22 protein-coding genes are annotated in these 24,975 nt (G+C 38.1%); 14 read left to right on the top strand and 8 right to left on the bottom strand.

Features of this window, described 5'->3' with window-relative positions; all coding sequences use genetic code 11:
- Nucleotides 1–75 precede the first annotated feature (75 nt).
- From EOK74_RS18500 to EOK74_RS18485, 4 genes are all read right to left on the bottom strand, one after another.
- Nucleotides 76–1,398 (bottom strand): anti-phage deoxyguanosine triphosphatase, encoded by a 1,323-nt coding sequence (locus tag EOK74_RS18500; protein WP_133471598.1) that lies wholly within the window; start codon nucleotides 1,396–1,398, stop codon nucleotides 76–78.
- A 116-nt stretch (nucleotides 1,399–1,514) separates the two neighbouring features.
- Nucleotides 1,515–2,123: a 5'-deoxynucleotidase gene (yfbR, locus tag EOK74_RS18495; RefSeq protein WP_133471597.1), complete on the bottom strand. Its 609-nt coding sequence runs from the start codon at nucleotides 2,121–2,123 to the stop codon at nucleotides 1,515–1,517.
- A gap of 3 nt (nucleotides 2,124–2,126) precedes the next feature.
- Complete coding sequence (locus EOK74_RS18490) at nucleotides 2,127–3,347, bottom strand: pyridoxal phosphate-dependent aminotransferase (RefSeq protein ID WP_133471596.1); 1,221 nt, start codon at nucleotides 3,345–3,347, stop codon at nucleotides 2,127–2,129.
- Between the two features lie 164 nt (nucleotides 3,348–3,511).
- Nucleotides 3,512–3,823: a hypothetical protein gene (locus tag EOK74_RS18485; RefSeq protein WP_133471643.1), complete on the bottom strand. Its 312-nt coding sequence runs from the start codon at nucleotides 3,821–3,823 to the stop codon at nucleotides 3,512–3,514.
- Between the two features lie 134 nt (nucleotides 3,824–3,957).
- On the opposite strand from EOK74_RS18485, the gene EOK74_RS18480 reads away from it, so the two are divergent.
- Nucleotides 3,958–4,719, top strand: coding sequence for a Nif3-like dinuclear metal center hexameric protein (locus EOK74_RS18480; RefSeq protein WP_133471595.1), 762 nt, complete (start codon nucleotides 3,958–3,960; stop codon nucleotides 4,717–4,719).
- A gap of 17 nt (nucleotides 4,720–4,736) precedes the next feature.
- Nucleotides 4,737–5,498 carry a methyltransferase gene (locus EOK74_RS18475; RefSeq protein WP_133471594.1) on the top strand — a complete coding sequence of 254 codons (762 nt, stop codon included), beginning with the start codon at nucleotides 4,737–4,739 and terminating at the stop codon, nucleotides 5,496–5,498.
- 38 nt (nucleotides 5,499–5,536) lie between these two features.
- On the opposite strand, the gene EOK74_RS18470 is transcribed toward EOK74_RS18475, so the two are convergent.
- From EOK74_RS18470 to EOK74_RS18460, 3 genes are all read right to left on the bottom strand, one after another.
- The gene (locus tag EOK74_RS18470; RefSeq protein WP_133471593.1) at nucleotides 5,537–7,192 is read right to left on the bottom strand and encodes a DUF342 domain-containing protein; all 1,656 of its coding nucleotides are present in this window, start codon (nucleotides 7,190–7,192) and stop codon (nucleotides 5,537–5,539) included.
- A gap of 121 nt (nucleotides 7,193–7,313) precedes the next feature.
- Nucleotides 7,314–8,753: an exodeoxyribonuclease I gene (sbcB, locus tag EOK74_RS18465; RefSeq protein ID WP_133471592.1), complete on the bottom strand. Its 1,440-nt coding sequence runs from the start codon at nucleotides 8,751–8,753 to the stop codon at nucleotides 7,314–7,316.
- A 202-nt stretch (nucleotides 8,754–8,955) separates the two neighbouring features.
- Nucleotides 8,956–9,525: a YqaA family protein gene (locus tag EOK74_RS18460; protein WP_133471591.1), complete on the bottom strand. Its 570-nt coding sequence runs from the start codon at nucleotides 9,523–9,525 to the stop codon at nucleotides 8,956–8,958.
- Nucleotides 9,526–9,933: 408 nt separating this feature from the next.
- Between EOK74_RS18460 and hrpA the strand changes: the two genes are divergently transcribed.
- Nucleotides 9,934–13,842: an ATP-dependent RNA helicase HrpA gene (hrpA, locus tag EOK74_RS18455; RefSeq protein WP_133471590.1), complete on the top strand. Its 3,909-nt coding sequence runs from the start codon at nucleotides 9,934–9,936 to the stop codon at nucleotides 13,840–13,842.
- 84 nt (nucleotides 13,843–13,926) lie between these two features.
- Nucleotides 13,927–14,229 carry a PilZ domain-containing protein gene (locus tag EOK74_RS18450; RefSeq protein WP_133471589.1) on the top strand — a complete coding sequence of 101 codons (303 nt, stop codon included), beginning with the start codon at nucleotides 13,927–13,929 and terminating at the stop codon, nucleotides 14,227–14,229.
- Between the two features lie 42 nt (nucleotides 14,230–14,271).
- Here the strand turns inward: EOK74_RS18450 and EOK74_RS18445 are convergent, their stop codons facing one another.
- Nucleotides 14,272–15,459 carry a class I SAM-dependent rRNA methyltransferase gene (locus EOK74_RS18445; RefSeq protein ID WP_133471588.1) on the bottom strand — a complete coding sequence of 396 codons (1,188 nt, stop codon included), beginning with the start codon at nucleotides 15,457–15,459 and terminating at the stop codon, nucleotides 14,272–14,274.
- 80 nt (nucleotides 15,460–15,539) lie between these two features.
- Between EOK74_RS18445 and EOK74_RS18440 the strand changes: the two genes are divergently transcribed.
- The 10 genes from EOK74_RS18440 (at nucleotide 15,540) to EOK74_RS18395 (ending at nucleotide 24,933) form a co-directional block, all read left to right on the top strand.
- The gene (locus EOK74_RS18440) at nucleotides 15,540–16,523 is read left to right on the top strand and encodes an NAD(P)H-quinone oxidoreductase (protein ID WP_205964722.1); all 984 of its coding nucleotides are present in this window, start codon (nucleotides 15,540–15,542) and stop codon (nucleotides 16,521–16,523) included.
- 197 nt (nucleotides 16,524–16,720) lie between these two features.
- Nucleotides 16,721–17,767 carry an allantoicase gene (gene alc, locus EOK74_RS18435; RefSeq protein ID WP_133471586.1) on the top strand — a complete coding sequence of 349 codons (1,047 nt, stop codon included), beginning with the start codon at nucleotides 16,721–16,723 and terminating at the stop codon, nucleotides 17,765–17,767.
- 21 nt (nucleotides 17,768–17,788) lie between these two features.
- Complete coding sequence (locus EOK74_RS18430; protein ID WP_133471585.1) at nucleotides 17,789–18,289, top strand: ureidoglycolate lyase; 501 nt, start codon at nucleotides 17,789–17,791, stop codon at nucleotides 18,287–18,289.
- 60 nt (nucleotides 18,290–18,349) lie between these two features.
- Nucleotides 18,350–20,542 carry a malate synthase G gene (locus EOK74_RS18425; protein WP_133471584.1) on the top strand — a complete coding sequence of 731 codons (2,193 nt, stop codon included), beginning with the start codon at nucleotides 18,350–18,352 and terminating at the stop codon, nucleotides 20,540–20,542.
- A gap of 30 nt (nucleotides 20,543–20,572) precedes the next feature.
- The gene (locus EOK74_RS18420) at nucleotides 20,573–21,241 is read left to right on the top strand and encodes a TetR/AcrR family transcriptional regulator (RefSeq protein ID WP_239024165.1); all 669 of its coding nucleotides are present in this window, start codon (nucleotides 20,573–20,575) and stop codon (nucleotides 21,239–21,241) included.
- A gap of 83 nt (nucleotides 21,242–21,324) precedes the next feature.
- Nucleotides 21,325–22,065: a Sir2 family NAD+-dependent deacetylase gene (gene cobB, locus EOK74_RS18415; RefSeq protein ID WP_133471583.1), complete on the top strand. Its 741-nt coding sequence runs from the start codon at nucleotides 21,325–21,327 to the stop codon at nucleotides 22,063–22,065.
- A gap of 1 nt (nucleotide 22,066) precedes the next feature.
- The gene (locus tag EOK74_RS18410; protein WP_133471582.1) at nucleotides 22,067–22,708 is read left to right on the top strand and encodes a LysE family translocator; all 642 of its coding nucleotides are present in this window, start codon (nucleotides 22,067–22,069) and stop codon (nucleotides 22,706–22,708) included.
- Nucleotides 22,709–22,740: 32 nt separating this feature from the next.
- Nucleotides 22,741–23,502 (top strand): hypothetical protein, encoded by a 762-nt coding sequence (locus tag EOK74_RS18405; protein WP_133471581.1) that lies wholly within the window; start codon nucleotides 22,741–22,743, stop codon nucleotides 23,500–23,502.
- A complete protein-coding gene (locus EOK74_RS18400) occupies nucleotides 23,495–24,307 on the top strand; it encodes a glucosaminidase domain-containing protein (protein WP_133471580.1) in 813 nt (270 codons plus the stop codon). The genes EOK74_RS18405 and EOK74_RS18400 overlap by 8 nt, the downstream gene beginning before the upstream one ends.
- Complete coding sequence (locus tag EOK74_RS18395) at nucleotides 24,304–24,933, top strand: DUF2987 domain-containing protein (RefSeq protein WP_133471579.1); 630 nt, start codon at nucleotides 24,304–24,306, stop codon at nucleotides 24,931–24,933. Before EOK74_RS18400 ends, EOK74_RS18395 begins: the two co-directional genes overlap by 4 nt.
- Nucleotides 24,934–24,975: the final 42 nt, after the last annotated feature.

The following is a 24,975-nucleotide window of genomic DNA, read 5'->3' as shown; positions in this document are numbered from 1 at the left end:
GAGTTACATAATAAGACAGTGAAACTTGAAAAAAATTACATCACGTTTTTATCACAGTGTATTTAATAGGGTTTATTAGCCAATTTTGTCATTAACACCGCTAGAAGCAGGCAAAAACAAACTGCTATAGAGTTTGGCTGCAAACCCATCTGTCATGCCTGATATATAATCAGCAATAACTCTATGACCATTGTTGTTTTCACTTTCCGTTAACCAACGTTGGCGGGTGTTGTCTGGTAATAACCGTGTAGGATCAGACGCAAAGGCTTGAAACAGTTCCATCACGATTTGCTGGCCTTTATATTCAATTAATTGGATCTCTGGCTTTTGTATCACTCGTTTGAAAACGTAGCCCTTAAAGAGTGCTAGGGCTTGTTGGTAAACAGCGGGGAACACTGCGTTGTATTTTAACAGGTCATGTTCAAACTCTGGACATATCTCTGTAATTTCTATATGGGTAACAAAACAGTTTACCAAAGCGCCAATTGCATTTTTCCGTAGGTGATGTTGCTGACTAAATAGGTTATCGCTTAAAGCTTCAATATTGTCACACAACCAGCAATCTTGCATATCTAGTAGTGGAATAACGACTTCTTCGTGAAACTGCCGTTGATTAACAATACCCATTACTATGGCATCTTCTAAATCATGTATGCCGTACGCTATATCATCGGCTAGTTCCATGATTGAACAATCAAATGATTTGAATTGAGTCTTATGGTGCTTACTTTTGTTACTTTTATATTCAATGAAACGCGTTTGGTCAGCTTCAGAGAAGACTGCTATCAACCATTCAAACCATGAACTATCACACTGGTATAAGCCCTTAGGTGGGTGCCATTCACTCGCTTTAACTTCACGGTGTGAGTTTGCGCCATGCATCTCTGGTTGGTTGGTTAAATTGTCTAGGTAATTAGGGTATTTCACTAATCCTAATAGAGTACGCCTGCTTAAATTCATACCGTGTAATGCGGTATAAGGTTCTAATTTAGTGACAATTCTAAATGTTTGACCATTGCCCTCAAAACCACCATGGTTACGCATCATATAGTGCAGAGCAACTTCACCTCCATGTCCATAAGGAGGGTGGCCAATATCATGGGCTAAACACAATGCTTCAATTAGGGTATCGTTTAATTCTAGGCGTGAGGTTAACTCAGGGTATTTACTAAATAGTTGTGCGGCTATCCCTTGACCTATTTGTGATGCCTCTAGAGAGTGGGTTAAACGTGTACGATAGAAATCACTCATACCTGCGCCTAATACTTGAGTTTTTGCTTGTAACCTTCTAAATGCTGCTGAATGTAAAATACGGGCTTTGTCACGTTGAAAAGGGGTACGGTGATCACCATCACGGTGAATTTTTTGGCCGTGTCTTCGAGTTGTCCATATATCCATTGAGTTTATTACCTTCAGAATACTGTTAAAATAAGTTGTTTAGAGAATACTTAACATTGGGAGCATTTAAAACCCACACCCCGAACCAACGATTAAAGGACTAGCTTTGTAAGCAATCAATCTTCTTGAGTGATCTCATCTAAACTTAAACTAAAGCTGGGTATGTAAGCTTTCATGAAGTAATCAACTTCTGGTGAGTGGTATGCGGTAAGCATTTTATCAAGCCTTTTTTTAGCTAACTCAAATTCTCTATTACCTGCAGAAAGCTCTTCTAGGGTTTTTAAATAGGCACAAATAACATCGGCAGCTTTCACTAAAAATGCCACATCATCATTATGGTTATGATGGTCAATTAACTGAGCGTAGTCTTCTCTGAATTCATCGGGGGCCATGTTTATGAGTTTTTTCTCAGCTAATTTTTCAATTTTTTTATATTCATCCCGAATAATTGGGTTTGAATACTTTACTGGGGTAGGTAAGTCGCCAGTTATCACCTCTGATACATCATGAAATAGAGCAATAGTAGCTACTTGATTTGGATCTAGGCTACCCTCAAAATATTTGTTACGGATCAGTGCTAATGCATGGGCTACCATAGCCACTTGTAAGCTATGCTCTTGAACATTTTCGGTTCTTACGTTTCGCATTAATGGCCATCTGTTTATCAATTTCATCCGTGATAAGTGGGCAAAAAAGTGGCTTTTATTTGGAGTGAATTGCTTCATTGTTTAATTAATCTGTCTATAACTTTTAAAGAAATTTGCTATCGCTTCTAATGCAGGTTTAAGTATGTCTACATGGGGTAAAAATACCAACCTAAAATAACAGCCTTCATTTAGGTTAAAAGCCGAACCGTGAACAAGGAGTATTTTTTCGGCTTTTAATAAATCGTATATCATTTGTTCATCATCAGTGATATTGAATTTATCTGCCTCTACTTTTACGAAACAATACATGGCCCCTTTGGGCAAGATACATTCTAAGCCATCAACGGCATTTAGCATTTTAGTGGCCATGTCTCTTTGTACTTTTAACCGGCCATCATGACTAATCAACTCATTAATACTTTGATAACCTCCTAATGCAGTTTGAATTGCATGTTGGCTTGGTACATTTGCACACATACGCATTGAAGATAAAATGTTTAGCCCTTCAATATATCCATTAGCAATAGATTTATTACCACTTACGACTAACCATCCCACTCTAAAGCCCGCGATCCGATAGTTTTTAGATAAACCGCCTAGCGTGATAAAAAATACGTCCTCAGCAAGAGATGCGATACAGTGATGTTTTGCATCGTCATAAAGAATTTTGTCATAAATTTCATCACTAATTACAGCAAGTGAAAATTCACGGGCTAACTCAATGATTTGCTTCAGAATTTCTACAGAATAAACCGCACCAGTGGGGTTATTTGGATTGATTAAAACAATCGCTTTTGTTTTATCTGAAATTTTATTGCGTATATCTTCAATGTCCGGTTGCCACCCATTATTTTCATCACAACGATAATGCACTGGCTCACCAGACGATAAACTAACCGCAGCGGTCCATAGTGGGTAGTCAGGTGCTGGTAGTAATACTTGGTCATCATTATTCAATAACCCTTGCATCGCCATGACTATTAATTCACTAACACCGTTCCCCAAAAAAATATCATTAACCTTTACTTGCTTAATATTTTTTTGTTGGTAGTACTGCATCACAGCGACACGGGCTGAATAAATGCCATTAGAATCTGAGTACCCTTGAGCGCTAGGTAAATTGTGGATTACATCTTTTAATATGTCGTCTGGGGCTTCAAAACCAAATGGAGCAGGATTACCAATATTTAGTTTTAATATTCGGTGCCCTTCATCTTCCATTTTTTTCGCTTCGGTTAAAATTGGGCCTCTGATTTCGTAACAGACATTTTCTAATTTATTGGATTTATTAATTAACTTCATGGAATGACTAAAATATTAGGATTGAAGCTAGGGTAAACTATCAGAGCTATGGCTGTTAGCTTTTAATTTAATAGCTTAGTAATTTGTGGTTATAAATAGCAAGCAGGGGAAATTTTTTAAAGCCCCTAGCAATACAATAATAGAGGCTTTAAAAAAATAGAAAATCATCGAGGAAGTTTAACACCTTCATTTTCTGTTTGGATTTTTGTTGCGTAAAAAGATTTAACTGAAAATCCAGAGCTTTTGGCTTTCGATGCTGCTTTTTTCTTGGTAGGTGTTTTCGGTGCCGTAGGGCCTTCTTTGTTCGATGTGCCTAATTCAGAAATCATATCGTTTAACGCAGCGAGTCTTATATTTTTACCACCATCTACACTATACCAACCACCTTTTGCTTCGATTTCAGGAGCTTTTCCATTAGCGGTTGTGTAGGCTTGCGTAAATGCAGCGATGACTAGGTCTTTGTCCAATTTACTCATAATCAGGTCTTTGCCTTCTAAATAATTATAGTGAAATAAAAAATATGGTCGGCTTTTATACCGTGTTTTAATTATAATGTCTAATTTTGCTGCTATTTCAAGCATCTAGCTCATTATTTCACCTAGGAAACTCAATGGATATTACTAATTTTCAACTGTTAAACTTTCTAGATTCAGTACTTACACCTGAAAAAATAAATGACTTTTGCCCCAATGGGCTTCAGGTTGAAGGTAAAACAAGCATTACTAAAATAGTTACGGGTGTCACTGCATCACAAGCGCTAATTGATCAAGCTGTGGATGTTGGGGCTGATGCGATTATTGTACATCATGGTTACTTTTGGAAAGGTGAGTCGCCCTGTTTAACCGGTATGAAAAAGAAAAGGATCAGTACCCTTTTAGAACATGATATCAACTTGTATGCCTACCATTTGCCATTAGACATACACCCAGAGCTTGGTAATAACGCTCAGTTAGCTAAACGCTTGGGCATTATTGATCTAGTACCACTTGAAGAGGGGAATTCTCAAAGTGTAGTAATGAAAGGTCGTTTCCCACATCCCATTACCCCTGAACAGTTGAATCAAAAAATTCACTTAAGCCTCAATAAAATGCCATTACATGAACCTGCAGATAAAAATGAAATCAACACAATAGCTTGGTGTACCGGGGGAGGGCAAGGCTATATTGAACAAGCAGCAAATCAAAAGATAGATGCATTTATAACCGGCGAAGTCTCAGAGCAAACTATCCATATAGCTAGGGAAATGAATATACATTTTTATGCTTGTGGTCACCATGCCACAGAAAGGTACGGTGCTAAAGCGTTAGGTGAGCATATACAAAATTATTTGGGCATCGAATCTATTTTTATAGATGTCCATAATCCCGCTTGAGTTTAGAGAAGGTTTAAATGGAAAATAATTCGAGTGATCAAAGCTTTGATACTTTAGCAAACAAATTTAATAAGAATATTTATGGTTCGACTAAAGGTCAGTTACGCCATGAATTATTACTTCATTATTTACAAAAAAATATAGGTCTGAATAACACCCCACTAAATATTTTAGACGCAGGAGGGGGGACCGGTAAAATGACTGAAGCTTTACTAAGGTTAGGCCATAACGTTACTTTGACAGATATATCTTCTGAAGCCTTAGAACTAGCGAGTGAAAACTTAGGTGACCATGCTAATTTGACTCTATCACATACCGATATTTTATCACTGCCTGAATCAACTCAATATGATTTAGTGATTTGTCATGCAGTGTTAGAGTGGCTAAAGGAACCACTTCCAGTCATCAATAAACTCGTTGCTCTTGCCAAAAATAATGGTTATCTGTCGTTGTCCTTCTTTAATTATGATGCGCAACTTTTTGGGAATGTACTCTATGGAAATATTGATTATGTTGAGCGAGGAATGACAAAAAAGAACGTGGTGCGGTTAAGCCCTAATAATCCACAAAAGCCTAAGTATATTTTATCATATTTACAAACCTTGCCATTGGATATTATTCAGCTAGCTGGGATTAGATGTTTTCATGACTATTTGAGAGATTTAGATAAACAGGTTTCAATGTACGAGCAGCTTAGAGCTATGGAATTAAAATACAGTAGTGAAGAGCCATATTTGTGGTTAGGAAAGTACTTTTTGGCAATTTCTCAAAAGCAATAAAGTTAAAAATCACCAGTTGCTGCATGGGTTATAGAAAGTTAAGTAATTGGTTCTACTTTCCATTGATGACCAAGATAAGATATTTTGGTCGCCTCCAGCTCACTTTCTGGTCGCCAGCTCTTAGTGTTAAGTTTTAATATTACCCCAGGATAAATACGCTTATTAGCTATAATTTGAATGTTAGATTGATAATCATTTTTTGCTTTTAATACTTCTGCAGCTTTAATTTCTAACCATTGTAATAACTGTATTTCACTTTGAAATAATTGATTAGCTTCATCAACCCTTTGTTGCATATCTTTAGGAATTGATTTGGAATTTATAAGCTTAATCCTCTCCATATGACGTCCACTATTTTGCCTTAGCTGTTTTACAAGTTCGTCTAAGGTTTCTTTGCGTTCTATTAACCTAATAAAACCTTCGCTAAAATCAATGCTTAAATTACTACCAGATACTGCGCCAAATGTCCCCGCAGAAACACCATCGTTACAGTTGATAATACAAGAAAAAATATTTCCGTTAGGTTTAGCAATCGCTCCAACAGTAACCTTGCCCTTACAAAGTACTTTACTATGAGCTAATTGCCTACCAATCGTTACATTACCATTACATGAAATGTCTAAACCTTGCCCATGTTGAACATGAACATTACCTTTAGATATGAGCTTTGTACTATATTCTGTGGCGTTATCATTAACTTTACCCATAGCGCCTTCGGTGATAATGATATCTCCGCCAGCCTTTATTGTTGCAGATTCAACAAATCCATTGATGGTGATATCTCCGGTTGCGGTAATCTCCATTTTTTCAGTTACATCACCATTTACCAACACTGACCCATCATAATCCACATTACCGGTACCCACATTGACACCTTTACAGGTAAAAATATCATCGACCCACATTCTTTGGTCTTTGAATTTAGGCATACCTGAAATATCGGCTACAAGTAAATTCTCATCGTGATCACTAATAACCGTTCCATCCCCAGGCCTAAAATTTTGCCACTCTCCAGCTTTTGCTTCAATGACATCACCGCACACTGAATATCCATTTCGTCCTGATCCAGGAGGCATACGTCGTAGCAATTCGGCCCCTATTTTTACTGAAATAATAGCTCCTAAGTTACGCATATCTACACGACTTTCGTTTACGCTCTGCGGCATTAAAATTCTCTCGAGCGCATTTGGAACTAAAGGCATCAGTTTTGAAGGTTTTCCCGCTCTAGGAGGTAGACCAATGGCAACTATGTTATCAATAATTTCGCCGGAATTTGCCGTACTACATTTTTGAACTAATTCTGCAATTCGTTTGGTACTAATGCCTCTTTTTACATTATTTTTTTTAAGAAGGTTAATCAAAGATTGTGTAGTTGGCAGTTTTCCACCGTAGCCAATTGTTATTTCTAAATGTGCAGATAGTTGGTCTTCTAATATAGTGCATCGAATTTTACAGTTTTTTCTTTCCCCGATGCGAGCACTAATAACGGACTGATCATCTTTTTTTAGGGAGGTTTTGTAGGTGGTAATAATGTCGATAACATTTTCTTCGTAAATAAATAATTGACTAAATTCACTTTTTTTTATCAAGGAATAGATATAGTTAACATCTAATTTATTTTCGACAAGTTGTGGCGATATTTCTATATATAAATACAGATCATTTTCATCAACTTTTAAGGTTACACCCAACATTTATTCGCCTTTATCTATTTACATAAATAGAATATGTATAGATTTTAATTATTATTAACTTAATTTGTATCGACTAACCAAATCCGTACATTAGAAAAATAGACTACAATTCGCAACCTTTTTATAACTTAACAGCGTAATCATGTAACGCCTTAATGATAGTTAGCTTGTCTGGTTGATTTGCATGTTTTTGGTATAACTCTTCCAGTTCCATCATGTATTCCGGCATTTTTATATTGGCTTTAGACTCATTATCAAAAAATTTATACTCTCTATACCGCTGCCACTTTTGTAACTCTGTATCAGTTAAGGTTTCTGGGAAGTTACGAGCTTTATATCTAAACAATAGTGTGTGTAAACGTTCGTCTTCAAAAGGAAAGTCTGTCGCTGTTAGTCCTTGAGCATCCGCTGTTACAATTTGCTGCATCAGATCTTTATCATTTTTACTGAAGAAACCTCCAGAATAAAGAGCATGTTCAGGGTCAACATCGCTAGCACTATACTTACTGTCATACACCTCTGTTAACTTATCTACTAATGAAACATTATCTTTAATGATTTGTAAGTTCTGTAGACACTGTTGTCTATCGATTTTTAGTCGCTCTGCGTTTTCTGTGGTTAAGGTTTTAGCAGGCGCTAAAATAGGACATTTATTTATATGAACTAATTTAACAGGTAGACGCTGTTCTCCTTCTGCAAGTAAAGCGGTCGGCGTGTAAAGTCGTTCTTTAATTTCGTTGGCTGAGAGTTCAAAAAGTGGACTTGGGTCCAGCGCAAGATTTAAGACAATAATGGCATTTTTATTGTGAGGATGAACGCCAACTGGAACAATCCAGGTGCAGCAGCCATATTCTGATGAGATTTTAGAGGATATATGAACAAGTGGAGTGAGTTGATTGAAATTCATCAACTCTAGTACTTTGTTTTTATTTTTTAGCTCAAATACATAATCAAACAGTTTTGGGTGGTGCTGTTTAATTAGCTTAGCCATTGCAATGGTGGCGTAAACATCCGACATGGCATCATGGGCATCTTGATGCTCTATACCGTTAGCTTTAGTTAAATCTTCTAATCTAAAACTCGGCAAGCCTTTGTCGTTTAAAGGCCATTCTATACCTTCTGGCCTTAATGCATAACACGCTCTCACTAGGTCAATGATATCCCAACGGCTGTTGCCATCTTTCCACTCATGAGCATAAGGATCGTAAAAGTTCCTATATAAAGTGTAGCGCGTGATTTCATCGTCAAAACGGATATTATTATATCCAGCTACACACGTACTAGGTTTTGAAAATTCGTCATGGATTTTATCAATGAACTGTTTTTCTGTTGTCCCTTTCAGAATTGATTTTTGTGGGGTAATTCCGGTTATTAGACACGCTTCAGGTTGCGGTAAACAATCGTTTGGAATTTGGCTATAAATCATTAAAGGCTCATTAATGATATTAAGGTCCAAATCGGTTCTTATACCTGCAAATTGGCAAGGCAGATCTTTTTGAGGGTTTGCACCCCATGTTTCATAGTCGTGCCAGTAGATAGAAGCTTTTTTTTGGTTGTTCATTGAGGACCGCTAAGTGCCTTGGATTGTTTATTTTGCATATTATGTTGTGATTCTAATGTTTATACAAACTTGAATTCAATTGCCACAAAAGGTTAACGGCAAACTTTGAGTGGATTTAACAAAGTCGAAACTTTTAAGGCAATTAATGCCAGTGGTGAAGCAATGAACAGAGTGAGCAGTGCAATGAATTGAAACATTGATTCTAGAGCACAAACCATATAACAATCACTAAGACTGTTATCACAATAGTAGTGGGCAATTTATACTTTTTGAACATGGCCTCTGCTTGATTTCCCGCTATCATCACTAATATTGCTAATCCAAAATAACGCACTGAGCGAGCAATTAATGTAGCCAAGATAAACATATAAAACGAAAACTTAGCCGCACCCGCCGCTAACATGGCTATTTGAAATGGAATCGGGACTAAGCCAATTGACAACACATACCAAAACCCTTTTTCTTGCATTTTTGACGTCACTTGTTGCAACTGTTGCGGGTCTGAAAACAAACTTGCGATTTGCTCGGCAAAAGTATCATACAAAAAGTAGCCTACGAGATACCCAACCATAGCACCCACAACACAGCCTAAGGTTGCCGCACATGCTAATAGCCAGATTTTTTCACGCCTGGCTTGCATCAAGGGGATCAGTATTGTTTCTAACGGAATAGGCACAATAATTGATTCTAGGAATGACATAATAGTTAATATTGGATAGACCTTGGGTGAGTCGATTAACTCTTTAGTCTTGGTACGCAAATAATCTATCATAAAAGTCCTATAGCAAGTTTGGGTGTTTAATAAAACTGGATCGGTTGATATCTCCAATTTCCTTAACTCCTTAACCTAAAGCCATATACATGCCAGATTATAACTATATGATAATGTTAGATTATTTTTTATTACTTTGAGAAGGGCAGCCTTCTATAGTGTAATAATTACAAACTTAAACTGCGTCTTAAATTGGTAAGTTATTACACTTAGTACTCTATTATTATCGTTAATAATGGCACTTTTTAATTATTTCTTTTTTGGGAAGAACCATACTTATACGTAACAATAAATAGGGCATAACTAGCTTAAATGTTTATTTTGCTGGAATTTGCATTGCTCTTCTTCTAGGATCTGCCCTTATTTTCGTTGAACCTATCTCCTGTAACTAAAAGTAGAGCGTCATTTTTGTCCCCTGAACAAGCTAAAACTAAGCAAGTAAGTATTAAACAATTATCTGAAGACATTGTGTCTTGCCTATCAAAAGATAAGTTTCGGCTGTTGTCTAGGCTGCACCGGGTTGCAAAAATATCTGCAGACAAACAACAGGAATACTTAGCCAAGTTAAATAAGGATGTTCAGAGCTCTAAATCTTTATTTGAGACAAGGCTTAATCAGTGTCCTGACATTGAATATCCAGACTTACCGGTAAGTGACAAGAAACAAGAAATAGCTGATGCCATTGATGCTAACCAAGTGGTGATCATAGCTGGCGAGACGGGCTCGGGTAAAACTACCCAAATACCTAAGATTTGTTTAGAGCTAGGTAGAGGCGTTAGAGGTTTAATTGGACACACACAACCCAGGCGTTTAGCCGCAAGAACAGTAGCCAATAGAATAGCCGATGAGTTAAAAACGCCTTTAGGCCATCAAGTAGGCTTTAAAATCAGGTTTTCTGACCAAGTCTCAGACAATACTTACATTAAGTTGATGACTGACGGTATTTTACTCGCCGAAATTCAACAGGATAAGTTTCTAAATCAATACGACACTATTATCATAGATGAGGCTCACGAAAGAAGCTTAAACATTGATTTTATTTTAGGATATTTAAAACAGTTATTACCTCGTCGCCCTGATTTAAAGCTAATCATCACCTCAGCCACTATAGATCCGCAGCGTTTTTCAAAACACTTCAATGATGCGCCTGTTATTGAAGTAAGCGGTAGAACCTTTCCTGTTGAAATTCGCTACAAAGAAACAGAACAAGGTGATTATGATCAGATACAAGCTATAACAGAAGCTGTAGATGAGTTAATCACAGAAAAGCCCGGTGATATATTGGTGTTTTTGAGTGGTGAGCGAGAGATACGAGATACAGCTGATGCGTTGAATAAGCGGCAATATCGTCATACTGAAGTGTTACCTCTGTATGCGAGATTAAGTAATGCAGAACAAAACAAAGTGTTTGCAGCGCACTCTGGCCGCAGAATTGTATTAGCGACCAACGTGGCCGAAACATCTTTAACCGTGCCCGGTATTAAGTATGTCATTGACCCGGGCACAGCCAGAGTTTCAAGATACAGCGTAAGAAGCAAAGTACAGCGCTTACCAATTGAAGCTATTTCACAAGCTTCAGCCAATCAAAGAGCGGGGCGTTGTGGTCGAGTGTCAAACGGTATATGCATACGCTTGTATTCTGAAGAAGATTATCTAAACAGAGATTTGTTTACCGATCCTGAAATACTGAGAACCAACTTAGCATCAGTTATTTTACAAATGATGGCCCTAAATTTTGGAAAAATTGATGCCTTTCCATTTGTACAACCACCGGATTCACGGAGTATTAACGATGGATTTAAATTATTAGAAGAGTTGGGGGCAACTGATAGCGAAAAGGGGAGGCAGCGCCTTACAACTAGAGGTAAACAGTTAGCTAAATTACCGATTGATCCTAGGTACGCTAGAATGGTGATAGAAGCAGATAAGTTAAATTGTTTACACGAAATACAGGTTATTGCAGCTGGCTTGAGTATCCAAGACCCAAGGGAGCGTCCGCAAGATAAAAAACAACAAGCCGATCAAAAACATGAAGATTTTACCAATAAAGAATCAGACTTTTTAGGGTACTTTCAATTGTGGCAAATTTTTAAAGAACAGCAACAGTCGTTGTCGTCTAATCAATTGCGTACTTGGTGTAAGAAGCATTTTATTAATTTTATGCGAATGCGTGAATGGCAGGATATTGTCAGTCAGTTAAAAAAATCATGTGCTGAACTTGGGTTTGGTATTAGCTCACAAGAAGCCAGTTATCAGGCTATCCATCAAGCTATTATATCGGGTTTACTATCTCACATAGGTACAAAAGATAAAGACAGAGAATATTTAGGTGCTCGTAATAGCCGTTTTATGATTTTCCCAGGTTCTGGATTAGCTAAATCACAGCCTAAGTGGACTATGGTGGCTGAACTAGTTGAAACTGCTCATTTATTTGGACGTGTTGCAGCTAAAATTGAATCAGATTGGATAGAACCATTAGCACAACACTTAACTAAAACTGAGTATTCAGAGCCCCACTGGTCAAAGAAACAAGGGGTTGTACAAGCGTTTGAAAAAGTAACCTTATATGGATTGGTGATTGTAAACCAAAGACGTAGAAACTTTAGCCAAATAGACCCTGTGGGTAGCCGAGAGATATTTATCCGTGAGGCATTAGTGAACATGGAAAGTAAAATGAACTTTACTTTTTTGTCTCATAATCAAAGTATTATTGAAAATGTAGAAAATCTTGAAGATAAGAGCCGCAGACGAGATCTATTGGTTGATGAAGAAACCCTTGTTCTATTTTATGCCGACAAACTTCCTGATTATGTATGCTCAGAAGCTAGCTTTAAAAAGTGGTGGAAAAAGGCATCGGCTATTACGCCAGAATTACTCAATTTTGATCCTAAGAGCTTATTAAAGAAAACCACCAGTCATATTGATGCTCACTCTTTTCCAGAAACGTTTAAGCAAAACAATCTAACATTGGCTTTGGATTACCATTTTGATCCTAAGGATATAGACGACGGCGTAAGTTTAATGGTGCCCTTGGCTCTTTTAAACCAAGTTACTCCCCAAGGCTTAGATTGGCTTATACCTGGATTAAGGCACGAACTTATTGTTGCTCTTATTAAAGGCTTACCTAAATCTATTCGTAAAAACTTCGTCCCTGCGCCTAATTATGCAGACGCTTGTTTAGCAGATATGCAGCAAGTCGACAAAAAAGGTGAGATGTTAGCCTTTTTACCTAGTTTATCTTTAAAATTAAAACGTATGACAGGTGTTGAGGTAGAAATAGAAGACTGGCAGTTAGATAAGTTACCTCCTCATTTAGTTTTTAATATTAAAGTCCTAAATAATAAAGGTACTGTGATTACACAGGGTCGAGATTTAATCAAGTTGCAACAGCAGTTGCAGTCCAAAGTTAAAGAAAACCTACAGCAAGTTGCCACACCAGAAGTAGAACAGTCCGGGTTAGTAGAGTGGAGTATTGACACTATTCCCGAAGAGTTTATAAATAAAAACTCAGGGTATGAGATCAAAGCTTACCCGGCTTTAGTAAATGAAGGTAAAACAGTAGCCGTTAAACTTTTCGAACAGCCAAATATAGCTCAAGAGTCACATAAGATTGGGTTGCGTCAACTCATAATATTATCTATCCCTTCTCCCGTTAAATATTTACAAGACAAGCTTCCTAACAAAGCTAAACTCGGTTTATATTTTAATCCATTTGGACAGATTAGAGCTCTGATAGATGACTGTATCGATGCCGCAGTCGATCATATGATTGACAGTTATAGCAATGAATTTAATACTGCTATTCGTGATAAAGCGCATTTTCAGAAAGTGACTGAAAGAGTGAGGCAAGATATCAATGAAGAGGTCTTGGAGATTGCTCAAAAAGTAGAAGTAGGATTAACCATAGCCCATGGTATAAAGAAAAAAATGAAAGGAAATGTCCCCCTTAATTTAATCTATGCCCATGGTCATATTAAAGCGCAATTAGATAGTTTGGTGTACAAAGGGTTTGTAGCGGATGTTGGCGCCAATAAACTTAATGACTGGCAACGATATATCAAAGCGATAACCAAACGCTTGGAAAAGCTACCAATAGATCCAACAAAAGACAAGCTCCACCAATTAAACATTGAAAAGGCAGAAGCAGCATATAAGAGTAAATGTAATCAGTTTCCTGCCAATCAACCGCTACCGAAGGAGTTAAAAGAGGTTAGGTGGTTGATACAAGAGTTACATGTTTCCTTTTTCGCTCAGCAGTTGGGGACGTCTACCCCCATATCAATGAAACGTATATTGACCTATTTAGACTCTCTTTAGTCTAACCTTTGTTAACAATCGTTGACTTTATAATCTAAGCACCCTATAAACAGGGGGAGCAGATTAAACAGAAAGAGGTATGGGATGTTAGGATACGATGATAAACGTAACTTTTTTAGAATGATGGTGAATTCAACTTGTGATCTGAAGATCGTAGATGAGGAGTCTTCACGGTCTATTCAAGCGGTTTGTAAGGATATTAGCGCTACGGGTATGTCATTTGAAATAGAAGAAAGTTCAGTTGAGGTGGGGACCTTAATCAATGTGTACATTGAGTCTACTAACGCTCAAATCCCTTCATTAACGGCAGATACGAAAGTAGTGTGGTGTGAATCTAGCGAAGAAAACACTTGTACGATAGGTGTTGAAATTCTAGAAATGAAATAACTCATAGCTAAGAACAGTGGCCCGTGGCCACTGTTCGTAGCTTTATAAAACTTTGCAAACTAACCCTTTTAAGTAAAAACCTTCAGGGTAGTTGGTTGATACGGGGTGATCAGCAGCTTGGCCTAGCCTTTCTATTATTTGCACAGTTCTACCTGCATCGAGTGCTGCATCAGCCACAACCTTTTGAAACAAGTCAAACGATAACAAGCCAGAACAGCTGAAAGTACATAGAATTCCCCCTGGACGCATTATCTGCATGGCTAACATATTGATATCTTTATAGCCTCGACAGGCACGGTTGAGAGAGCCCTTAGAGTCAACAAATTTGGGAGGGTCTAAAATAATTTCATCAAAATGTTTTTGTTCTTTCTTAAAATCTCGTAATGCCTGAAACACATCTAAGTTTAAAAATTCACTCTTTGAGGTATCTAGACCATTAATCTCAACATTTCTTTTAGCTGTTTCTAATGCCAAGTCAGAAACATCAAGGTTTGTGACTGATTTAGCATCATTTTTTAGGGCATAACTACCAAACGTCCCGGTATAACAAAAGCAGTTTAGTACGTTTCTGCCTTTCGCATATTTTGCAGCAATGTCACGGTTATCTCTTTGATCTAAATAAAACCCAGTCTTATGCCCTTGTTTTACGTTGACGAGTATTTTTACACCATTTTCTTCAATTATGACTTCATCAGGTACTTCACCATGTAATACTTGAGTAACTAATTCTAAGCCTTCTTTTTTTCGAACCGCCACATCACTTCTTTCATAAATAGCACAATCAGGAAACTGTTTTGTTAAAGCCCAAACTATTTTGCTTCTATGTTTCTCAGCTCCCGCTGATAAAAGCTGACACACTAAAACGTCTGCATACCTATCTATAGTGATACCTGGCAGTCCATCGGACTCTGCGGCTATCAATCTATAACCCGTTAAACCATGCCTAGCTATTAATTCTTCTCTACTGTTTTGAGCTGTCGCTATTCGTCTTTGAAAAAAACCGTTATCGATTGTTTCATTTTGATCAAAGGTCCATATACGCACTTGTATTTGTGATTCTGGAGACCAAGCGCCGCGTCCTAACCATTCGCCATCATGAGAGAATACATCGACTGTGTCTCCACGATTGGTTCTTCCAATGGTTTTTTCGATCGCTCTTGAAAAAATCCAAGGGTGGCGACGTAATAAAGATTTTTCTCGACCTGGCTGTAAAATAACACTGGATGGCATAGGATAACTTATATTTGAAATTTGCCGTGATTGTACATCAGGGCTATTAGATGCAAAACCTAAAAAGGAGAGCAAAGTTAGTGAAATTTATAGAGTATGTTGAAGGCGGCGGTCCAGATTCTTTAACTATTTCAAATACAAATACCCCTGATTTGAAGCCTAATCATGTACTTGTCAAAGTTGCATATTTTGGGATCAATAGAGCGGATACGCTGCAGCGACAGGGTAAATATCCTGCGCCTCCAAACGAAAGTAAAATATTAGGTTTAGAGGTAAGCGGTGAAATAGTGGCGATTCATGATGAACAAAATGCTACCCATAATTTAAAGCTTGGTCACGAAGTATTTGGCCTAGTTGCTGGCGGCGGGTATGCCGAATACGTACTGATAAATACCGAGCATGTCATGGTTGTGCCTGAGAATATTTCGTTAGCGCAAGCGGCAGGTATAGCAGAATGCTTTTTAACGGCATATCAAGCCCTATTTATAGAGTCTAGCTTGCTATCTAAGCAACATGTTCTTATTCATGCCGGAGCCAGTGGCGTGGGATTAGCAGCCATCCAACTCGCTAAGTCACACCGGGCTTTCATTGCGACCACAGCTTCAAGTGAGTCCAAGCTGACACTTTGTAAAAAACTGGGTGCAGATCTGTTGATAAATTATAAACAACAAGATTTTTTAAAAGAAATTAAGAATCACTGGCAAGGGTGTGACTTGGTGGTTGATTTTATTGGCGGTGATTATCTTAATCGAAACTTACAGTTGTTAAACACCGATGGGGCTATTTTATATTTGGCTATGTTAGCAGGGCGGTATACTGATGGCTTAGACATGGCGCTATTATTGGGCAAACGAGCCAGTATAAAAGGGTCTACATTACGTAATAGAAGTGATATTTATAAAACTCAACTTATTGAAAAATTTGCTAAAGCTCACTTGGCTGATTTTTCAAATGGCTTACTTACTCCCATCATTGATACTGAATATTCAGCAGCAAAATTAGCCGAAGCCCATCAACGTATGGAAAATAATGACACGCAAGGCAAATTGGTTGTGGGTTGGTAATAAAGCGGTATAAAAAGTGGTTAGGTTAGCTGTACAGTCAAGAATAGATTGATTAGAATACAAACTTGACACAAGTGTCAGGTTTTTAAATTCTTATTAATCTAACCTCACTTTTATCTCAACCTATTGTGGTTAACTGTTACGTATAGCGGTTAACTCGCTCAACACCATGTATATAATCGCCTAGGAAATCGTAAATGATTAAAGATACTCAAGCACAAAATACCTTAGATAAAAAAGGGACCGCATTAGAAATGAAATTAAAAACTCATTTCGTTGACCTGGTGAGTGAACGAGTGGGTGGTGAAACCCTTTCCTGTAGTGATGATTTTTTTGCAGAAATGGAAAACTTATTGAAACCCGGCCGCGGTATATTTATCGATGATAAATATACCGAACGCGGAAAGTGGATGGATGGTTGGGAGTCGAGACGCAGTTATGGGCGAGATAATGGTCGAGATTTTGATTGGTGCGTTATTAGATTAGGTATTCCAGGAAAGATTAAAGGTTTTGACATAGATACCAATTACTTTAGAGGTAACGCCCCTGAAAGCGTTTCAGTTGAAGCATGTAACAGTGTTACACAACCTGATGATGAAACGGTTTGGATTACCGTACTTGAACAAAGTGAAGTTGCAGCCCATAGCCAAAACTTATTTGAAATAAACAATAGTGACTCATGGACACACGTCAGACTCAATATATTCCCCGATGGGGGAGTCGCCAGACTTCGTGTTTATGGAGAGGCTGACGTTGAGTGGGGACAATTTGTTGAAGGCGAGCTAATAGACTTGGCTTATATCAAAAATGGCGCAAAAGCCTTACTCGTAAGTGACATGTTCTTTAGTGATAAGAATAATTTGATCATGCCAGGACGTGGTAAAGACATGGGAGACGGTTGGGAAACAAAGCGCAGGCGTGATCCTGGTCCAGATTGGTCAATAGTTAAATTAGCAGTGCCTGGATCAGTAGAAAAAGTATTGATTGATACGTGTCACTTTAAAGGTAATTTCCCAGACACCTTTTTGTTAGAAGGTACAAATACTGATAGTGATGATTTTGTAAGCCAAGAGGTTGAATGGCAACCCATAATAGAAAAAACTAAATTGTATGCCCACAGAGAGCATTTATTTATAAAAGAAATATTGAATCAACCAAGCCAGTCTTTCACACATGTGCGCTTGAGTATTTTCCCGGACGGCGGCATTTCCCGTATGAGAGTCTTCGGAAAACCAGCAGCTTAATTCACGGAAGGGGGAGGTTTAATGGACAATATTTTAGTAAAGCCAAAAGCATTAACCAGAGAAGCTTTTGCGGCTTTTGGAGATGTTATTGAAGTGAATTCAGATTCGAATAACTTCAGTATTAATGATGGGTATACTCAAAGATATCATGACTTAGCAGACGTTGATGTAACTGAAAACAATGGCAGAACCCTGATTAATATATTTAGGTCAACGCCATTAGCACAGCCTATTGCCATCAAAATGATGGAACGGCATCCATTGTCTAGCCAAGCATTCATACCTATGGGTACAGCACCATATTTGGTGGTCGTTGCCCCAAAAGGTGAGTTAGATACCGATAAAATTGAAGTGTTTTTAGCCCGCGCAGACCAAGGGGTTAATTACCATAAAGGTACTTGGCATCACTATTGTTTAGCATTAAATCAAGTAAGCGACTTTTTAGTGGTAGACAGAGGGGGAGAAGGCCATAACTGTGATGTGGTTTCCTTAGATGGGGCAATTGTGATTGAGCCTTGGTAATAGCCATTTGAGGTACAAACAAATGATAATAGTTTACTTAGATATACAGGAAAATAAAAAATGAATGAACGAGTTATTGAACATGGCTATCAAGTTGCTGAATGTTTACATAAGTTGGTAAATGAAGAGGTACTTCCTGGTTTAGATATAGACAGTAAAAACTTTTGGAAATCTTTGGCCGATGTAATGGACGAATTTGCTCCAAAGAACCATGCTTTGCTGAAGACCCGAGAACAGCTTCAGGCGCAAATCGATGCTTGGCATGAGGTTCCCGAAAACAGCCCGTTTAATCATGAGTCCTACAAAAGTTTTCTAAGTGAAATAGGTTATATAGTACCTGAATGCGAAGACTTTCAAATTACTACTGATAAGGTAGATGCCGAAGTTGCATTAATTTCTGGCCCGCAATTGGTGGTGCCTTTAATGAACGCTAGATTTGCCTTAAATGCTGCAAATGCAAGGTGGGGGAGCCTTTACGATGCTTTGTATGGTTCTGACATAATAGTGGATGAGCAAGAAAGTACTAACAAGGGCTATGATCCTATTAGAGGCGCTAAAGTCGTAGCATATGGACGTGAGTTCTTAGATCAAAGCTTGCCCTTAGAATCAGGCTCTCACAAAGATGCCACTCGTTATCTTATAAAAGATAAACAGCTAGTTGTAGAGCTTCAGTTGGGCTCAAAAAGCGCTCTAGCAAAGCCTGAGCAATTCGTTGGCTTTACAGGCACTTTAGCCAGTCCTACGGCTATTTTGTGCATGAATAATGGTTTACATATTGAAATACAAATTGACGCCAATAGTCCCATCGGTAAAACAGACTTAGCTCAAGTTAAAGATATTGTCTTAGAGTCAGCATTAAGTACCATTCAAGATTGTGAAGATTCAATTGCTGCGGTTGATGGAGAAGATAAAACAGCAGTTTACCGTAATTGGCTGGGCTTAATGAAAGGGGACTTAACCGAAAAGCTTGTTAAAGGCGGAAAAGAGATAGTTCGCTCACTTAATCCAGACCGAGAGTACCTCACCGTCGATGAAGAAACATTTAGCCTATCAGGACGTAGCTTACAGTTTATCCGTAACGTTGGTCATCTGATGACCACAGATGCAGTATTGACACGCGATGGTGAGGAAGTACCTGAGGGGATTTTAGATGGTATTATTACAAGTTTGATTTCACTGCATGATCTAAATGGCTCATCACAGTATGTGAATTCTAAAGAGAAAAGTATCTATATAGTAAAACCTAAAATGCATGGCCCCACAGAAGTGGCATTTACTGATGAACTGTTTAGCACCATAGAAAATAAACTGAGCTTGCCAGCCAACACCATAAAGATGGGAATTATGGACGAGGAACGACGTACCTCAGCTAATTTGAAAGAATGCATACGTGCTGCTAGTAGCCGAGTGGCGTTTATCAATACAGGGTTTTTAGACAGAACCGGTGATGAAATTCATACTTCAATGTTAGCAGGCCCTATGGCCCGTAAAGAGTTAATGAAAAATGAAGCTTGGATTGGCGCTTATGAAAGCCGCAATGTGTTAATTGGCTTAGCAGCAGGCTTAAAAGGTAAAGCCCAGATAGGTAAGGGGATGTGGGCTATTCCAGATGAAATGTCAGCCATGATGGAAGCTAAAATAGGCCACCCTAAATCAGGTGCGAGTTGTGCTTGGGTACCTTCACCGACAGCAGCAACATTACATGTCATGCACTATCACCAGGTAAACGTTGCAGATGTACAAGATAAACTTTTAGCATCATTAGGGGGAGAGGCCGATAATCAGTTAGATGAGCTTTTGACAATCCCATTGCTGAATGACCCAGATTCAGTATCGATACAAGAGCGACAACATGAACTGGATAATAATGTGCAAGGATTATTAGGTTACGTGGTTCGTTGGGTTGACCAAGGTGTAGGGTGCTCTAAGGTGCCAGATATTGAAAACGTCGGACGCATGGAAGATAGAGCTACATTACGAATTTCCAGCCAACATATTTGTAATTGGTTACATCATGGTTTGTTAAATGAAGAACAAGTTATGGCAAGCCTTAAGAAAATGGCTGTTGTTGTTGATGCTCAAAATGTCGGTGATACTAGCTACATTCCTATGGCTGATAACTTTGAAGGAAGTGTCGCGTTTCAGGCAGCCATCGATTTGATTTTCAAAGGCAAAGAGCAACCTAGTGGTTATACCGAGCCATTGTTACATCAAAGACGAAAAGAGCTCAAAGCTAAATTACTGGCAAGTTGAACACAATGTCGGTTCTTGCAAGGTCATTGATTGCCGGTATTAACTAACTTGATGACAGTTAACACTAGCCTCAATAGTCCAGACGATGTAGGCAATGTTCGTAAAAAGAACGTTGCCATCATTCTGGATGCTGCAAAAAAAGAATTTGTGACCTTTGGTTTCAAAGGGGCTTCTATTAAAAGAATTGCAGAGCGAGCCCATATACCCAGAGCAAACATACATTATTATTTTGCTAATAAAGATGAGCTTTACAAGGTAGTGCTTACTGATATTGTCACTACATGGAATAAAAACTTTGATTCTTTTACGGATTGTGACGACCCCAAAGTGGCTTTGTCGAGTTATATACGCTCTAAAGTAAAATACTCAATGGAAGATCCTGAAGGCTCACGAATATTTGCAAGTGAAATTATTCATGGTGCTGATGCCCTTGAGTCTTACTTGTCTTCTGACTTTACTTTGTGGTTAGAACAAAAGGTAAAGGTTATAAAGACATGGATAAAAAACGGTTTAATGGATGATATCAACCCTTATCATTTATTGTTTTTAATCTGGGGAGCTACCCAACACTATGCAGATTTTAATGTTCAAGTAGTGGCAGCACTAAATGTAGAGCAACTCAACGAAGAACATTTCGAAAGCATTGTCCAGTCCATCACGCATATTGTATTGAAAGGTTGTGGTATCTCATCGAACTAGCATTAAACGAATTTCTACTAGCCAGTTCAGGCATTAAAAAGGATAATGCGCCCGTTATTCATTCATATCAAAACGAAACTATCATGTTATCTAATTTTTCATTACCTGATGATCTTTCATCGTTAAAGGTTGTCGTACTGACAGGGGCAGGAATTTCTGCTGAATCAGGTTTGAGAACATTTAGAGATCATGATGGATTATGGGAAAACCATTCAGTTTATGAAGTCGCCACTCCAGAAGGTTTCAGTGACAACCCCAGCTTGGTGTATCGCTTTTACAACGAAAGGCGTAAACAATTATTAAGCAAAGAAGTAAAACCTAACATGGCTCATTATGCCTTGGCTAAACTAGAAGCGAAATTAGCTGACAACCTCTGGGTGGTTACGCAAAACGTTGATAACTTGCATCAAAGGGCTGGCAGTAAAAATGTCATACATATGCATGGCAGTTTGTTATCTGCTAGGTGTATTCAGTCTGGTAAGAATGCCGAAGCTTTTAATGATATAGACGGCTCTACTCAGTGTAAATGTTGTCAACCCAGCAGTGCCATGCGCCCCGATATCGTTTGGTTTGGTGAAATACCAATGCATATGGAGCGTATTGAATCATTACTCCGTGATGCTGATCTATTTATATCGATCGGCACGTCCGGCACGGTATATCCCGCCGCGGGATTTGTAAATTTAGCTAGTCATTATCAGGTACACAGTGTTGAATTAAATCTAGAGCCGAGTGACGGTGTTAATCAGTTTTCAGAAAAGAATTATGGTTCCGCTACCCAAGTTGTGACACAGTTTGTTGATACATTGCTAGAAGGTTATTGAGTTGTTGGAGTATGTAGAAAACAACTGGTTAGAATTTTTAACGATTGCAAGTGTACATATTCTTGCGGTGGCTAGCCCTGGTCCAGATTTCGCTATTGTTTTAAAGCATAGCATTCGTTACGGACGTCGCTTAGCGTTAATTACTAGCCTAGGCGTTGGCGTTGGCATTCTGGTACATGTGATCTATTCACTATTAGGGATCGGCTTGTTAATTAAAGCGAATCCAGACTTATTTAAAATCATCAGTTATATTGCTGCCGCATACTTGCTTTATATTGGTTGGGGAGCAATTCGCAGTCCCGCCCCCCCTAAAGACAGTAGTTCGGTTAGTGGCGCCAGTGAAGTCCTGATTTCAGACAAAAAAGCGTTTATGATTGGCTTTCTAACTAATGGGCTTAATCCAAAAGCGACCCTATTCTTTTTATCTATTTTTGCTGTCGTTGTATCTGCTGACACTCCAAATGTAGTCAAATTAGCATATGGCTTATATCTGGCTATTGCTACTGCGCTTTGGTTTTGTTTTCTGTCGGTGATTTTAAGTTCAGATAAGGTCCGCGCTTTTATAGGTTCAAAAGGGTATTGGTTTGACCGTGTCATGGGAGCGGTTTTAATTCTTTTAGCGGTAAGCTTAGTTTTACCTTAAATGTATAATTTTTAATGTTAAGTAGGTGATGAGTGAAACAAGAAGAGTTCAAAGTGGTCGGTGGGAGCTATGAGAAATCCATTAATGGCGAAACTCGAATAGAATTAAAAGCATTAATTGTTGAAGCTTGGGAGCTGTCTAAAAAAGGCAAAACAGAAGTTATGCAAGGTGTAATGTTAATGTTGTTTATTGTTATGGCCTTTGTTTGGGCGGTACAAAATATACTTGGGGTGACAGATATGACTATGATTTCACCGAGAACGCAAGTCACTATGGAGTTGATTTTTGTGGTGATTACGGCGCCTATTATTGCCGCAATGTTATGGCTTGGTATGTCTCGTAGTGTGGGTCATAAACCTGCATTTTTCCCTTTACTAAAGCGAGCATTTGGTTCATTTGTAATTATTCTTTTAGCTCTTTTGTTGGCTATATTAGTAGATGTAGCTGGACAAGTACTATCATTAGCTGGCTTGTTTGTTGGGGTTGCGACTACCGTTTATCTAGGCATGGCTACTGGGTTCTCAATGATGTTACTAATTGAAAAAAAATTAGCACCTAAAGACACTATCATTCAATCTTTTAAAGTTTTTAATCACCACTGGCCGAGTTTAAGCCTTTTCTATCTAGGCTCTTTGGCACTGTTTTTATTGGGTATGCTGACTTTGGGTGTTGCCTATATATGGTTAATACCTTTTTATTTTAATTTAAAAGGCGTGCTTTATCGCGAACTATTTGGTGTAACTGTCAAAGTGGGCGACAACACAGCAAAACAGGAATCTATTTTTAATGCTTAAAAACTTGTTATCAGCACTAGTGATATTGCTGTTGGTCGTAACGTTTATTGTCGTTACCCAACAAAACCATATTGATAAAAAAAGTCATCTTGTTGTCAACCTCAAGGCCTTTGATATTCCAGTCTTAGAGTCAGATAAAGATCCTGTTCCTGATTTCAATACCTATGAAAATGTTATCGATAAAAAGAAGGCATTCTTTGCTTATTTATTACCTGAAGTTAAACGTCAAAACACCATAATTACAATTGAACGACAAGCAGTCATAACCTTATTTGATGTACATAAATCAGGTAAAACTTTTAATAAGTCCCAAAAGGCAGTATTTGAATACTTGGTAAACAAGTATACGGTGCAATTCGAAACCTTAAATGATGCAGTATTTGATGAGTTAAAAATTAAAATTGATGTCATTCCTGAGGCATTAGTATTAGTTCAAGGAGCGATCGAGTCTGGGTGGGGCACCTCTAGGTTTGCAAGGCAGGGCTATAACTTTTTTGGTTTGTGGTGTTTTAAAGAGGGGTGTGGTTTTGTTCCTAAACAGCGTATTGAAGGTGCAGTTCATGAGGTCGCTAAGTTTAGTGATTTGTCCCATGCTGTGATGACTTACATGCGTAATATCAATAGGTTATATGCCTATGAAGAACTTAGAGCTTTGAGATTAGCGTGTCACACAAATAATAAGCCAGTAACTGCAGACGTGTTAGCTAATGGCTTAATCTCCTATTCTGAGCGAGGCCAAGAGTACATTGATGAGTTGCTTGATATGTTAAGAGTTAATAAAAAACACATGGGGTTACAACAGTGAAAGTAAACATTTTAATTATGCTTATGGTTTTCAGTTCGTTTTCGTATGGCGAGCCCTTAGAAGTTGAATATGCGAGCTTCTATAGTCATGTCAAAAAACTTCAAAGTGATGATACTCAAGCGTTAAGGTTTGCTTTTGGTTTTCAACACATAGCAGATAATCGTCTCTGTAAAATTTCCTCTGCACAAATAGTTACTCAGAAACAAACATTACCTTTAGTCGTTGAGGCTAATTATAGATTTACGGTACCGACCGATAAAATTTTGAAAATGGCTAAGGCGATAGTTGTACTAGACATTAACGATCAAGCTAATCAGTGTGATATTTCTGTGCAGCTAGAGACTAAACCTCAATATTTAAAAATGCATTACCCCCAAGATGAGCTGGACTATTTGTTAAAACAATATACTGCTTTTTTTGATGATATGGGTGGCTTCCTATCTTTTATGATGCCTGCAGTAAAAGGGTTAGTTTTTCATTTTGACGTTAACTCAAAGCCTTTTAATTCTGAGCTTGGTTTACAGCAAGGTAATCGACTAATCCTAAATAGCGAAGATATAAAGAATGCTAAAAATTTCAATCTTCCAATCAAGCCTATACGTATTACCGCTTTAGTAGAGAAATAATTATTAACCTCAGTGCTTGAAACGTAATGCCTAGTAATTAAT

This window comes from Paraglaciecola marina, assembly GCF_004360155.1.
In the GTDB taxonomy this organism is placed as follows: domain Bacteria; phylum Pseudomonadota; class Gammaproteobacteria; order Enterobacterales; family Alteromonadaceae; genus Paraglaciecola; species Paraglaciecola marina.
Note: the sequence above shows the minus strand (reverse complement) of the source record. Positions and strands in the feature narration are given on the sequence as shown.

What these genes read in the sequence shown, in the direction of transcription:
- EOK74_RS18500 (WP_133471598.1), bottom strand. Translation starts at nt 1,398, where the DNA reads ATGGATATATGGACAACTCGAAGACACGGCCAAAAAATTCACCGTGAT.
- yfbR (WP_133471597.1), bottom strand. Translation starts at nt 2,123, where the DNA reads ATGAAGCAATTCACTCCAAATAAAAGCCACTTTTTTGCCCACTTATCA.
- EOK74_RS18490 (WP_133471596.1), bottom strand. Translation starts at nt 3,347, where the DNA reads ATGAAGTTAATTAATAAATCCAATAAATTAGAAAATGTCTGTTACGAA.
- EOK74_RS18485 (WP_133471643.1), bottom strand. Translation starts at nt 3,823, where the DNA reads ATGAGTAAATTGGACAAAGACCTAGTCATCGCTGCATTTACGCAAGCC.
- EOK74_RS18480 (WP_133471595.1), top strand. Translation starts at nt 3,958, where the DNA reads ATGGATATTACTAATTTTCAACTGTTAAACTTTCTAGATTCAGTACTT.
- EOK74_RS18475 (WP_133471594.1), top strand. Translation starts at nt 4,737, where the DNA reads ATGGAAAATAATTCGAGTGATCAAAGCTTTGATACTTTAGCAAACAAA.
- EOK74_RS18470 (WP_133471593.1), bottom strand. Translation starts at nt 7,192, where the DNA reads ATGTTGGGTGTAACCTTAAAAGTTGATGAAAATGATCTGTATTTATAT.
- sbcB (WP_133471592.1), bottom strand. Translation starts at nt 8,753, where the DNA reads ATGAACAACCAAAAAAAAGCTTCTATCTACTGGCACGACTATGAAACA.
- EOK74_RS18460 (WP_133471591.1), bottom strand. Translation starts at nt 9,525, where the DNA reads ATGATAGATTATTTGCGTACCAAGACTAAAGAGTTAATCGACTCACCC.
- EOK74_RS18450 (WP_133471589.1), top strand. Translation starts at nt 13,927, where the DNA reads ATGTTAGGATACGATGATAAACGTAACTTTTTTAGAATGATGGTGAAT.
- EOK74_RS18445 (WP_133471588.1), bottom strand. Translation starts at nt 15,459, where the DNA reads ATGCCATCCAGTGTTATTTTACAGCCAGGTCGAGAAAAATCTTTATTA.
- alc (WP_133471586.1), top strand. Translation starts at nt 16,721, where the DNA reads ATGATTAAAGATACTCAAGCACAAAATACCTTAGATAAAAAAGGGACC.
- EOK74_RS18430 (WP_133471585.1), top strand. Translation starts at nt 17,789, where the DNA reads ATGGACAATATTTTAGTAAAGCCAAAAGCATTAACCAGAGAAGCTTTT.
- EOK74_RS18425 (WP_133471584.1), top strand. Translation starts at nt 18,350, where the DNA reads ATGAATGAACGAGTTATTGAACATGGCTATCAAGTTGCTGAATGTTTA.
- cobB (WP_133471583.1), top strand. Translation starts at nt 21,325, where the DNA reads ATGTTATCTAATTTTTCATTACCTGATGATCTTTCATCGTTAAAGGTT.
- EOK74_RS18400 (WP_133471580.1), top strand. Translation starts at nt 23,495, where the DNA reads ATGCTTAAAAACTTGTTATCAGCACTAGTGATATTGCTGTTGGTCGTA.